This window comes from Streptococcus ilei (genome assembly GCF_000479335.1).
Lineage (GTDB): Bacteria > Bacillota > Bacilli > Lactobacillales > Streptococcaceae > Streptococcus > Streptococcus ilei.
The window spans coordinates 992,674-1,004,601 of sequence record NC_022584.1 but is presented as its reverse complement, the minus strand read 5'-3'; the positions used below and the strand labels follow the sequence as shown (position 1 = coordinate 1,004,601).

At 42.4% G+C, this 11,928-nt stretch carries 11 protein-coding genes, 1 pseudogene and 1 riboswitch; of the genes and pseudogenes, 9 read left to right on the top strand and 3 right to left on the bottom strand.

Annotated elements, in window-relative coordinates; all coding sequences use genetic code 11:
* Positions 1–103: 103 nt before the first annotated feature.
* A complete protein-coding gene (locus N596_RS04800; protein WP_023027149.1) occupies positions 104–1,564 on the bottom strand; it encodes a TrkH family potassium uptake protein in 1,461 nt (486 codons plus the stop codon).
* A 3-nt stretch (positions 1,565–1,567) separates the two neighbouring features.
* Positions 1,568–2,923 carry a Trk system potassium transporter TrkA gene (gene trkA / locus N596_RS04795; protein ID WP_023027148.1) on the bottom strand — a complete coding sequence of 452 codons (1,356 nt, stop codon included), beginning with the start codon at positions 2,921–2,923 and terminating at the stop codon, positions 1,568–1,570.
* Positions 2,924–3,223: 300 nt separating this feature from the next.
* Between trkA and N596_RS04790 the strand changes: the two genes are divergently transcribed.
* The 8 genes and pseudogenes from N596_RS04790 (at position 3,224) to N596_RS04755 (ending at position 9,649) form a co-directional block, all read left to right on the top strand.
* Positions 3,224–3,766 carry a tRNA (cytidine(34)-2'-O)-methyltransferase gene (locus tag N596_RS04790; protein ID WP_023027147.1) on the top strand — a complete coding sequence of 181 codons (543 nt, stop codon included), beginning with the start codon at positions 3,224–3,226 and terminating at the stop codon, positions 3,764–3,766.
* Positions 3,767–3,847: 81 nt separating this feature from the next.
* Positions 3,848–4,082: riboswitch (FMN riboswitch) on the top strand.
* A 216-nt stretch (positions 4,083–4,298) separates the two neighbouring features.
* Positions 4,299–4,856 (top strand): ECF transporter S component, encoded by a 558-nt coding sequence (locus tag N596_RS04785; RefSeq protein WP_042361430.1) that lies wholly within the window; start codon positions 4,299–4,301, stop codon positions 4,854–4,856.
* The gene (locus N596_RS04780; protein WP_023027146.1) at positions 4,846–5,496 is read left to right on the top strand and encodes a phosphatase PAP2 family protein; all 651 of its coding nucleotides are present in this window, start codon (positions 4,846–4,848) and stop codon (positions 5,494–5,496) included. The genes N596_RS04785 and N596_RS04780 overlap by 11 nt, the downstream gene beginning before the upstream one ends.
* Positions 5,497–5,499: 3 nt before the next feature.
* Positions 5,500–5,811, top strand: coding sequence for an MGMT family protein (locus N596_RS04775; RefSeq protein ID WP_023027145.1), 312 nt, complete (start codon positions 5,500–5,502; stop codon positions 5,809–5,811).
* 23 nt (positions 5,812–5,834) lie between these two features.
* Positions 5,835–6,776, top strand: a complete 942-nt coding sequence (gene mnmL, locus N596_RS04770; RefSeq protein WP_156023428.1) for a tRNA modification radical SAM protein MnmL/YtqA — start codon at positions 5,835–5,837, stop codon at positions 6,774–6,776.
* Position 6,777: 1 nt separating this feature from the next.
* The gene (mnmM, locus tag N596_RS04765; protein WP_023024075.1) at positions 6,778–7,335 is read left to right on the top strand and encodes a tRNA 5-(aminomethyl)-2-thiouridylate-methyltransferase MnmM; all 558 of its coding nucleotides are present in this window, start codon (positions 6,778–6,780) and stop codon (positions 7,333–7,335) included.
* Positions 7,328–7,591, top strand: a complete 264-nt coding sequence (locus N596_RS04760) for a hypothetical protein (protein WP_023024073.1) — start codon at positions 7,328–7,330, stop codon at positions 7,589–7,591. Before mnmM ends, N596_RS04760 begins: the two co-directional genes overlap by 8 nt.
* A 3-nt stretch (positions 7,592–7,594) precedes the next feature.
* Positions 7,595–9,649, top strand: a pseudogene (locus tag N596_RS04755) (cation:proton antiporter).
* A gap of 90 nt (positions 9,650–9,739) precedes the next feature.
* Here N596_RS04755 and N596_RS04750 read toward each other — a convergent pair.
* On the bottom strand, positions 9,740–10,543 hold the full coding sequence (locus N596_RS04750) for an ABC transporter ATP-binding protein (RefSeq protein ID WP_023027143.1): 804 nt from the start codon (positions 10,541–10,543) through the stop codon (positions 9,740–9,742).
* Positions 10,544–10,599: 56 nt separating this feature from the next.
* Here N596_RS04750 and N596_RS04745 point away from each other — a divergent pair, with 56 nt between their 5' ends.
* Positions 10,600–11,727 (top strand): AI-2E family transporter, encoded by a 1,128-nt coding sequence (locus N596_RS04745; RefSeq protein ID WP_023027142.1) that lies wholly within the window; start codon positions 10,600–10,602, stop codon positions 11,725–11,727.
* The last annotated feature ends 201 nt before the right edge of the window (positions 11,728–11,928 follow it).

The window sequence follows — 11,928 nt, the reverse complement described above, 5'->3', positions numbered from 1 at the left end:
CTGATGAAATCAGCGTAGTAGAGCCCACTCAACCACTGCGTCTTGCTCGACAATCCAAAGACAATAAAGAGGCTAGGACTTTTGTCCCAGCCTCTTTTATTTTTTAGCGGTCTGACCAAGTGCGTGGCATAAAGAGCAGTAACATAGGGTAGATTTCCAACCGTCCTGCAATCATGGCGATCGATAGTAGGAGCTTAGAGATTGGGCTAAAGATCGCGAAGGTATCCGTTGTTCCAATCATCGGTCCGATGTTGTTAAAGCAACTAAAGACAGCGCTGACGACCGTCATAAAATTATTGCTATCAAAGCTGACAATCGCAATGAGAGAGATCATAATCAAGGTATAGACTACGAAGTATTTTAAGATTTTGTGCTGGGTATCCTTATCCAAGGCTGTGCCATTCACATGCAGGGTCATCACCCGATTGGGAGAGAGGGTCGAACGAATTTGATTCTTCCCGATTCGAGCTAGAATTAAGAAACGAATGACTTTCAGCCCCCCGGCAGTTGACCCAGCCGATCCACCAACCACCATGAGCATGAGGAGGAGGAACTGAGAAAAGAGCGGCCAATCAACAGTATTGCCAAAACCAAATCCAGTCGTGGTAATGACGTTGGACACTTGGAAAAAGGACATTTCAAAACTATCTGCAAAATTGTGATAGAGATGCAAAATGTTGCAGGCAATCAGTAGGGAAGAAACACCGACAATCATCAAATAGGTACGAAGTTCTTCATCGCCGAAAAAGGCTTTGAACTTGCGAAGCATGATGTAGTAGTAAAGGTTGAAGTTAACCCCAAAGACCAAGACTCCGAAACTGACCAGATAGGTGATGAGAGTCGAATGGTAGTGGGCAATCCCGTCGTTAAAGACAGTGAATCCACCAGTTCCTGCTGTTCCCATGGCAATGATAAAACTATCATACAGGGGCATGCCAGCACAGAAGTAGATAATGACAAAGAGGAAGAAGAGGGCCAGATAGAGATAGTAAAGGATTTGAGCTGTATTCTTGAGTTTGGATACAATTTTACCAAATACCGGGCCAGGAACTTCTGCCTTCATCACTTCGAGGTGGCTGTTCTTATTGTTGTCCATAATTGCTAGGGCAAAAACCAACACCCCCATCCCTCCGATTAAGTGGGTAAAACTACGCCAGAAGAGAAGAGAAGGGCTGAGAACAGAGACGTCATTTAAAATAGTCGCCCCTGTGGTCGTAAAACCAGAGCTAATCTCGAAAAAGGCATCAATAATGTTTGGGATTTGTCCTGAGAAGACAAAGGGAAGGGCTCCGAAGAAGGACCAGAGGATCCAACACAAAGCCACAATGAGAACGCCTTCTTTGGCGTAGATGTGAAAATCTTTGGGCTTGAATAAGGTACCAATTCCTCCAAGAATGAGGAGGATGGCAATGGTAGCAAATAGGGAGATAAAGACAGTTGGACTATCTTTCACAACAAAATCATTCTTTAGATTGAGGAGTGCAACAACAATCGGAACACAGAGCAGCATGGCTTCAATCAGAAGGAGTTTTGCTAAAAGATAGCGAATCATACTTTTATTCATAGCTTACCCCTCTAACAAATCATAGATTTTCGTGATATTGCTGATTAAGGTGGTAACGATAATTCGGTCCCCAATCAAGAGGTGATCATCCCCAGTTGGGAAAATGGCTTTCCCGTTTCGGATAATGGCCGCGATCAGAACACCTTTTTTCAATTTCAGTTGAGCCAAAGGCTTGCCTGTCATCTTATTTTCTTCCCGAATCTGGAATTGAAGAGTTTCAATTTGGCCATTGGCGACGTGGTGCAAGGCTTCAAGATTTGAATAACGGGCATTGTAGCGTCCGCGGATGAAATGCATGATCGTATCAACTGCGATTCCTTTCGGTGTCACAATACTTGAAAAATCTTGGCGATCAATGATTTCAAGTAAGCTGGTCCGGTTGACCTTGGTAATATTCTTTTGTACACCAATACTATTCAGGAACATGGAAGAGATAATGTTTTCTTCGTCGACGCCCGTTAAGGTTGCCACGGCATCAAAGTTACCTGCGCGTTCCTCCATTAGGATATCTTTTGATGTCCCGTCGCCTTGGATGACATAGAGGTCAGGGAATTCTTGACTAAACCATTCTGCCCGTTTTTGATCGATTTCAATCACTTTTAAGTCGATTTTTCGTTTATTATTACTAAGAATATTCAGAAGATAGTAGGAAATCTTACCAGCACCAATGAGGAGGAGACTTTTAACAACCTGAGGACGAATGCTATTGTGGAAATTCACAATTTCCACTCGATTTCCCGTCATAAAAATCTTATCAAAGGCTTGTAAAGTGAAGTCCCCATCTGGAATCGTTAACTGACCTTGTCGTTCGATGGCACAGATAATAATGTTTCCATATTTCTTTCTGAATTGAGAAAGGGTCATCTGGCAGAGTGGGCTTTCCTCTTTGATCTTAAATTCCATAAAAGCGACTCGTCCACCAGCAAAGTGCTCAACAGACAAGGCGTTTGGAAAGTCAATGCTGTTAGCAATGTAGCGAGCTGCTAGAAGCTCAGGATTGACGACTAGAGAGAAGCCAAGAATATTTTTTTCTTTGAAATAAGAATTTGAGTATTCTGGATTCCGGACGCGGACAACGGTCTCTTTGGCTCCCATTTTCTTAGCCAAAACGGCAGATACCATATTGACTTCGTCCTGCTCTGTCAGGGCGACAAAAATGTCGCAGTCAGCCACATCTGCTTGTTCTAGAATTTTAAAGTTGGCACCATTTCCAACAATACCAATGATATCGTAGCGTTTGGTAATATGATTAACAACGGCTTCATCTTGTTCAATCAAGATGACATCGTGATTTTCTGCGACGAGGGAACGACAGAGGGCTGTTCCGACTTTACCGCCTCCAACTACAATAATTTTCATGAATATTTCCTCCAAAGTATGATTCTATCTTACTCTATTTTCAAAAAAAAATCACCTCTTAATGGTGGAAATAGGGCGTAAAGAGCCAGATTCTCTTCAATACATGAAAGAGAATGTAAAAAAGTGAAATTTTTTTGTCGAAATAGTTGACAGGAGGTAGGAAAGTGGTATACTGATACAGTAACCTCATTGATTTACCTCAAACCTGTTGTGAGTTAAGTTAATGAAGTCGTAACCACGCTGTTTGCTGAGCTAGACTCCGGGCAGTGTGGCTATTTTTTTGTCGGAAAAGAGATTGTGATGAATATTGAAGAATTAGCTTATACAGAAACCAAATCAAAAAACCATGTAGTTCTCTATCAACCTCAAATTCCTCAAAATACAGGGAATATCGCTCGCACTTGTGCAGCCACCAATGCCCCTCTCCACATCATCCGTCCTATGGCCTTTCCCATTGATGATCGAAAGATGAAACGGGCTGGACTAGATTATTGGGATAAGTTGGATGTTCGCTTCTATGACAGCCTAGATGAATTTATGGAAGCTGCGGCTGGAGGAAAGGTTCACCTAGTCTCAAAATTTGCTGATCGAACCTATTCTGAAGTAGCCTACAATGATAATGCAGAACATTATTTCATCTTTGGTCGTGAGGACAAGGGTCTACCAGAGGATTTTATGCGGCTCCATGCTGAAAAGGCGATTCGGATTCCGATGAATGATGAGCATGTCAGAAGCTTGAATGTCTCCAATACCGTTTGCATGATTGTCTACGAAGCCCTCAGACAACAAGAATTTTCTGGATTAGAGCTGGTCCATCAGTATGAGGGAGACAAGTTGAAGTAGAGGCTCTTTGCAAAAGGGATCAAGTTGTAACTTTCGATATTACAAAACACTTGCAATAGCAGGTGTTTTTTGTTATGATAAAGGGGTCTTCAGGGCAGGGTGTAATTCCCGACCGGCGGTGACTTTAAAGTGGAAATGTTTTTTTCCTTTTATACTTTGTTGCCAAGCTTTGCCTAACTATAAGTTATGTCTACAGCTTGGCGCCTCGTCTAAAAGAAAAATATCTATTTCCTCTTCCTTAAAGAAGTCCGCGAGCGTAAGCTGATGTGGTGCGATTCCACAACCGACAGTATAGTCTGGATGGGAGAAGACGAGAGAGGAACAAACCTGTTCTTATTGACGATTGACTTGATGGAAATGTTCTTGATTTTATAAGAAATCAGTCTTCGAGCTTTTTTCTTATAGCATCCTGACTTCTTTTGTCAAGTACCGAGGAACTTTTTAAGTTTTCTTTAAAACGATTCGATTAGAATATGGGAAAGGGAATCTTTCCAACTTCTTCTAATTTTAGTAAAAATTGGAGGAACCTATGATGACAAATACTCGTAAACTGACCCTAGTGGCTGTTTTATCTGCACTTTCTTTTCTATTGATGTTTTATCAACTATCAATAGGGATTGATTTTTTAAAGGTTGACTTTAGTACGATTCCAATCTTACTCGCCTTAGTTTTGTTAGATTTGAAGAGCTCATTTGTGGTGATTTTGATTCGATCTGTTCTCAAGTTAGTTCTGAATGGTCGAGGAGCTGAGACCTTGGTGGGCTTACCGATTAATATCATTGGTGTTTTAGTCTTTGTCTTAGCATTTGCAGTCATTTGGAATAAGAAAAAAAACACAAGGCGATTTGTGATAGCTAGTCTAGTTGGGACAGTTGGTTTAACCATTTCCATGCTCCTAGTTAATTATTATTATGCCATCCCCCTCTATGCTAAATTTGTTGGTTTTGACATAGCGAAGATGGTCGGAGTTGAAAAGTATCTTCTCAGTATGGTTGTTCCCTTTAATCTAATAGAAGGACTGATTTGGGCTGTTACCTTCTGGATGGTTTACACCGTCGTACAGCCCCTACTTAAAATCTATGAAAAATAAACAATCTCATTTCTTAAAGGGCTCTTTTGCCCTTTTGTTATTTATGATTCTGGGCTATGTAGTCAAATTTTATCCAGAAAATTTAGTCGGAATTGATCAACCGATCCAATCGGCTATTCGCGGGGATTTACCAGCCTATCTGACGGCCTTCTTTACCCGTGTAACAGTGCTGATGAACACACCAGTTGTCACATTTTGGGTTGGCGTCATCGTCCTCTTCTTTGTCTGGAAGAAATGGTATACGGAGGCCCTCCTCCTCACAGGAAGTTTAGTTACAACTGGATTAGTGGTTGTGATTCTGAAGCATATTTATCTGCGTCCACGGCCAGCTCTTCAACACTTGGTCCAAGAAGGGGGCTATTCTTTTCCAAGTGGTCACTCTTTAGCTGCCACCCTCGTTTTCGGTAGTTTGATGATTGTGGTGGGGCAACGGATGACCTCTCAAGTCGGAAAAGTTCTCGTTCAGTTTGCCCTCTTCCTTTGTATGGTGACCATCGTCCTTTCGCGTGTCTATGTTGGGGTTCATTACCCGACTGACGTGACAGGAAGTATGCTTTTAGGATTCGGTCTTTTGCAAATGGTCTTCCCTTATTACGATCGTTTGCGTTTTGAATGGCGCTTTAAGAGTAAGCAGAAGTAAAGTATGAAAGATCTATTTGAAGAAAAGGTTTTAAAGGTCCTGGCTCATATTCCAATAGGATGTGTAGCGACCTATGGACAAATCGCCCAACTCATTGGCTATCCTCGCCATGCCCGGCAGGTCGGCAAGGTTTTGGCCACTTCTAAAAAGGCTGTGGCCTATCCCTGTCATCGGGTCGTAACATCTACTGGTCGCCTGGCTCCTGATTGGGAAGAGCAAGGCACGCTTCTCTGGGCAGAAGGAGTGGAATGCAAATCAAACGGTTGTGTCGATCTTAAGAAATACAAGTGGAAAGCAGAGGAGACTCAACTTTGAGTTCACTCTGCTTTTTTGCTATAATGAGGGGTATGAAATCCTATACGACTTTAAATGATTATTATCGAACCCTATTTGGAGAAAAGACCTTCAAAGTCCCGATTGATGCGGGATTTGACTGTCCCAATCGTGATGGAACTGTTGCTCGTGGTGGCTGTACCTTTTGTACGGTTTCTGGTTCTGGGGATGCCATTGTGGCACCAGATGCCCCCATTCGGGATCAGTTTTACAAAGAGATTGATTTTATGCACCGCAAATGGCCAGATGTGAAAAAGTATTTGGTGTATTTTCAAAATTTTACCAATACCCATGAATCTGTCGATGTCATTCGTGAACGCTATGAGCAAGCTATCAATGAACCGGGTGTTGTAGGGATTAACATCGGGACACGGCCAGACTGCTTGCCAGATGAAACGTTAGCCTACCTAGCAGAATTGACAAAGCGAATGCATGTGACCATTGAGCTAGGCTTGCAGACGACCTATGAAGCGACATCTGAATTGATTAACCGTGCTCATAGTTACGAGCTCTATGTAGAAACGGTCAAGCGGATTCGTCATCAGGTTCCCAAGGCTGAGATTGTTTCGCATTTGATCAACGGTCTTCCAGGGGAGACGCATGAGATGATGGTGGAGAATGTCCGCCGTTGTGTAACAGACAACGATATCCAGGGCATTAAATTGCACCTGCTCCACCTGATGACCAACACTCGGATGCAACGGGACTATCATGAAGGGCGGTTGCAATTGATGAGCCAGGAGGAATACGTGTCGGTCATCTGTGACCAACTGGAAATTATTCCCAAGGAAATTGTCATCCACCGGATTACAGGAGATGCTCCGCGAGAGATGCTGATAGGCCCAATGTGGAGTCTCAATAAGTGGGAAGTTCTGAATGCTATTGAAACAGAAATGCGTCGTCGAGGAAGTGTTCAAGGCTGTAAACTAGGAAAATTGGAGGAGTAGGATGTTGCGACCATTAGAAATGGCCCATGATTTTCTTAGGGAAGTCATTACGGATCAAGATACCGTCGTTGATGCGACTATGGGTAATGGGCATGATACGCTTTTCTTGGCGAAACTAGCCAAAGAAGTTTATGCATTTGATATTCAAGAGCAGGCCTTGGTCCATACGCAGAAGCGTTTGGAAGAAGCAGGCCTTGCCAATGCCCACCTTCTTTTGAAGGGGCATGAAGAGGTTGATTTCTATGTAAACCAGGTCAAGGCTGCTATCTTCAATTTAGGCTATCTTCCTTCAGCAGACAAGTCGATCATTACCCAGCCTAGAACAACCATTCAAGCCATCGATAAACTATGTCACCTCTTGGTCAAAGGGGGCCGGATAGCTATCATGATCTATTATGGTCATGAAGGTGGAGACCTAGAAAAAGATGCTGTCTTGGATTTTGTCTCTCACCTACCTCAACAAGAATTTACGGTCACTAGTTATCGGACCCTCAATCAAATTAATCATCCACCATTTTTGGTCATGATTGAAAAATTAGAAAGTTACCGCCATGGATAAAGAATTTTTAAAAAATAAAATTGAAGCCCTTCGTCACGATTTTGTGGAGTCAACGTCTCATGAACGTGCTGTCGGTTTTTTGGATGAAGCGCGGATGAGCAAAAAGATGATCAAAATCAAGAAGAAGTTAGTCTCTCTTGAAATGGAACGTAGCCAGAAGAAAATTGAGCACAAGGATCTGACAAAGATTGATCAAAAGATCCAAGAACAAAAACAACTCTTTGAGGACTGTTGTAACCAACGATCAGGAGGATAAGAGATGGAGATTCTTGTATACGCCATTGTCTTTTCCCTGGTTCTGATTGTTTCCAATGCGACCAATAAGTTGATTCCGACCTTGCCCTTGCCCTTGATCCAGATCTTCCTTGGGATTGGGCTTGGCTTTCTCTTACCCAATTCGGAGTATCACTTAGATACAGAACTCTTTTTGGCCTTGGTTATTGGTCCCCTCCTCTTTCGAGAGGCAGAAGAAGCGGATATTACTTCTATTCTCAAGCACTGGCGCATTATCGCCTTTTTAATCTTCCCAGTTATTTTTATTTCGACCCTTAGCTTGGGCTGGTTGGCTCATCTCTTGTGGTTAGGAATTCCACTAGCTGCCTGTATGGCAGTTGGGGCAGCGCTCGGTCCGACTGATTTGGTGGCTTTTGCCTCCCTTTCGGAACGCTTTACCTTTCCTAAACGGGTCTCCAACATTTTAAAAGGAGAAGGCTTGCTCAACGATGCTTCAGGTTTGGTGGCCTTTTGAGTAGCTCTGGCTGCTTGGACTACTGGTGCCTTCTCATTGGGACAGGCTAGTTGGGACTTGGTGATTTCCATTTTAGGAGGTTTTGCGGTAGGGATTGTGACAGCGGCTGTCAACCGTGGGCTTCAGAAACTGTTGTTGAGTGTTCGGGCAACAGATATTGCCAGTGAACTCATTTTAGAATTGAGTCTTCCCTTGTTAACCTTCTTTATTGCAGAAGAGATCCATGTATCAGGGATTATTGCGGTGGTCGTGGCTGGGATCCTAAAGGCTAGTCGGATTAAGAAAATTACCCTACTAGAAGCCAAAGTCGATACGGTGACGCATACGGTTTGGAATACAGTCAATTTTGTCCTTAACGGATACGTCTTTGTCCTTTTGGGGATAGAGCTTGAGATGATTTCTGAGCCAATTCTTAGGACTCCCTTTTACAACAATCTGCTCTTGATTGTGACTGTTCTCTTATTGACGGGATTCCTATTCTTGATTCGCTTCTTGATGGTGTATGGATTTTACTGGTACCGTGGTTTCCGATTGAAAAAATCCATTGATAAGTATCTGAAAGATGCTCTCTTGTTGACCTTTTCGGGGGTCAAAGGAGCGGTGTCTATCGCGACCATTCTGTTAATACCGACGCATCTAGAAGCAGAATATCCAGTTCTCTTGTTTTTAGTAGCAGGGGTGACCTTGTGTAGTTTCCTGATTGGACTTCTCATCCTACCAAAACTATCCGAAGACAAAGAGGAATCCAATGATCATTTGATGCACATTGCTATCTTAAACGATGTCGTCATGCTATTGGAGAAGGAGTTGACGGTGACCAAGCAGAAGGGGCCTCTGTATGCGGCTATTGATAATTATCATGGCCGGATAGAAAATATGATTCTCAATCAGGAGGATAAGGCCACTCAAAGAGACTGGGAGCAATTGAAACTCCTTATTCTCAGTATCGAGAACGATGGTTTGGAACAAGCCTATGAAGAAGGAAAGATTCGAGATAGAAGCTACCATGTCTATCAACGTTATCTCCGATCCATGGAGCAAAATATCAATCGCAATCTGTCATCGCGCCTGACCTATTATTTCTTGGTGCTCTTCCGCATAATCCGACTCCTTTTCCACGAAGTGTTGACCTTTGGATCCGGTATTCAGGCATGGAAAAACGGAGAAAATTACAAGCTCGAAGCTATCGATTATGACCAGATTGCCGCCTTGTATTTGGCGAATACGGAAATTATTATCGAGAGTTTGGAAAACCTAAAAGGAGTCTATCGCAGTAGTTTGGTATCTTTCCTTCAAGAATCACGCCTGCGTGAAACGTCATTGATTACCAGTGGAGCCTTTGTAGAGCGGGTTATCAATCGGATCAAGCCCAATAATATTGATGAGATGCTAAGAGGCTATTACCTGGAGAGAAAACTCATTTTCAAATATGAGGAGCAACATTTGATTTCGGCCAAGTATGCACGTCGCATGCGGCAAAATGTCAACGAATTGGAAAACTATTCCTTGAGGGAAAGTGCCAATACTCTACCATATGATATGATCAATTACGCTCGAAATCGATAAAAAATGACAGTTCTATCTAAGATAGAAGAAGAAAAGAGATTGGTGACGTTTGTCCCAATCTCTTTCTTTTGTGTATTAGTAGGCTAATGATTACTGGTCTGGCTGAATGTAATAGCGATCTTCCCCGATAGGAATCAGCTGGACCTTCCCCCCATAAAAGGCTGATAGAGTATCTTGGGTGAGAATTTCCTCCTTAGGCCCTTGGGCAAAACTTTGTCCCTCCTTGAGAAGAAGGACATGGCTAAAAGATTTGGTGATTTCCTCCGCATGGTGGGTAACAAAGAGAATGGTCGGTGCCTTTTCCATCTGTTTGATCTGGTGAATCAACTGAAAGATGGCTTCCCGAGCAAATAAGTCGAGCCCACTTGAGGCTTCGTCGAAGATGAGAAGGTCGGGTTCTTCCATGAGACTACGGGCGATAAGAATCGTCTGTTTTTCCCCTTGAGAGAGAGTCCTGTATTTTCGCCCAATCAAAGAAATAGCACCGATGCGACGCAACATGGACCGTGCTTCTTGGAGTTCTTTCTCTCCGTAAGTTGTATAGAGGATGCTACTCTTGTATTTACCAGTGAGGACGATTTCTTCTGGGGATAGAGATTCAGGGATGCGCTCAGAAATAAAGGAGCTAACCACTCCAATTCGCTTGCGGAGTTCAGGAATGTCGCCTTGTCCAAATTGTGTTCCAAGGACAGAAACCTCTCCTTCCGTTTTCCAATATTCCGCCATTAAGAGACGAAGGAGGGTCGATTTTCCAGCACCATTCAGTCCAAGGATGGCCCAGGTTTCCCCCTTATTGACGGTCCAATTCAAACGGGAAAGGAGATTTTTTCCTTCTTTTCTGAGAGTGACGTCTTTCAGTTCAATTAAGCTTTCTTTCATCTTTTTAACCTTCATAAAAATATTTTCTATTTTACCATAAATATGATAAAATAGCAGATAGGAGGAAAGGGATGTTTCATAAAAGTAAATTATTTTTCTGGACCTGTGAAGTCCTATTATTAACGATTATATTCTATATTTGGGGAAGTATGGGAAGCCTGATCTCTCCCTTTGTATCCGTTCTGAATACCATTATTCTTCCATTTTTGATTGCTGGTTTCTTGTACTACATCACCAATCCAATCGTAGAATTTTTGGAAAAGAAATTTCATCTAAATCGAATTTTGGGTATTCTATTAACCTTGGTAACCCTTTTTGGATTGATTATTTATGGGATTGTTTATATCCTGCCTATTTTGATCAACCAGTTGACAAGCTTGATTAATTCAACCCAAGGCTTGTATTGGGAAGTGCAAAGTTTTGTGACGAAGTTATCGAAGAATCCAGCCTTTCAGAGTATCAATATCCAATCAACCATTCAGCAGTTAAACCTATCTTATGTGGATATTCTACAAAATATCCTAAACAGTGTGACCAATAGTTTGGGTAGTGTGGTGTCAACGATTGTCAATACACTCTTCATTCTGGTTATGACGCCGATCTTCCTGGTTTACTTCTTGATTGATGGGAAGAAGTTACTTCCGATGTTAGAGCGGACGATCCTGAAAAATGACCGGCGGAATATTACCTCTCTCTTAGTGAGTCTCAACCAAACAGTTTCTCGCTATATTAGTGGGATTTCTATCGATGCTTTAATCATCGGGACTTTAGCCTTTATTGGCTACAGTTTTATCGGTTTGAAGTATGCCTTGGTCTTTGCCATTTTCTCAGCCTTGGCTATCTTCATTCCTTACATTGGACCGACGATTGGCTTGACTCCTATGGTGGTTACCTATGCCTTTACAGATTTCAATATGATGATCAAAGCAGTCATCTTCATGTTGATTGTTCAACAAATCGATGGAAATATCCTTTATCCACGGATTGTGGGAGGGGTGATGAAGGTGCATCCCATTACTATCATGGTTCTCTTGCTCTTATCCAGTAACATCTATGGTGTCATTGGAATGATCGTGGCGATTCCGGTTTATTCGATTGGTAAAGAAATCGTTAAATTCTTGGTGGCCTTGTATGAAAACCATAAAAAGACACAAGAGCAGCGCAAGCAAGAAGAGTTTGGAATCATTAATAAATCCTAACAGAATAAATAAGAGGCTGGGACAAAAGTCCTAGCCTCTTAAGTGTCTTTGGAATGTCGAGCAAGACGCAGTGGTTGAGTGGGCTCTACTACGCTGATTTCATCAGCTTTTACAATCCTACTCAACTGTGCGGAGGTGGGACGACGAAATCGAATTCTAACGAATGACCGATTTCTGTCCCACTCTCTTTTGAATATAGAC

Coding starts and splice junctions, on each gene's coding strand:
- N596_RS04790 (WP_023027147.1), top strand. CDS start 3,224: ATGAATATTGAAGAATTAGCTTATACAGAAACCAAATCAAAAAACCAT.
- N596_RS04750 (WP_023027143.1), bottom strand. CDS start 10,543: ATGAAGGTTAAAAAGATGAAAGAAAGCTTAATTGAACTGAAAGACGTC.
- N596_RS04775 (WP_023027145.1), top strand. CDS start 5,500: ATGAAAGATCTATTTGAAGAAAAGGTTTTAAAGGTCCTGGCTCATATT.
- mnmM (WP_023024075.1), top strand. CDS start 6,778: ATGTTGCGACCATTAGAAATGGCCCATGATTTTCTTAGGGAAGTCATT.
- N596_RS04785 (WP_042361430.1), top strand. CDS start 4,299: ATGACAAATACTCGTAAACTGACCCTAGTGGCTGTTTTATCTGCACTT.
- N596_RS04760 (WP_023024073.1), top strand. CDS start 7,328: ATGGATAAAGAATTTTTAAAAAATAAAATTGAAGCCCTTCGTCACGAT.
- mnmL (WP_156023428.1), top strand. CDS start 5,835: ATGAGGGGTATGAAATCCTATACGACTTTAAATGATTATTATCGAACC.
- N596_RS04800 (WP_023027149.1), bottom strand. CDS start 1,564: ATGAATAAAAGTATGATTCGCTATCTTTTAGCAAAACTCCTTCTGATT.
- trkA (WP_023027148.1), bottom strand. CDS start 2,923: ATGAAAATTATTGTAGTTGGAGGCGGTAAAGTCGGAACAGCCCTCTGT.
- N596_RS04745 (WP_023027142.1), top strand. CDS start 10,600: ATGTTTCATAAAAGTAAATTATTTTTCTGGACCTGTGAAGTCCTATTA.
- N596_RS04780 (WP_023027146.1), top strand. CDS start 4,846: ATGAAAAATAAACAATCTCATTTCTTAAAGGGCTCTTTTGCCCTTTTG.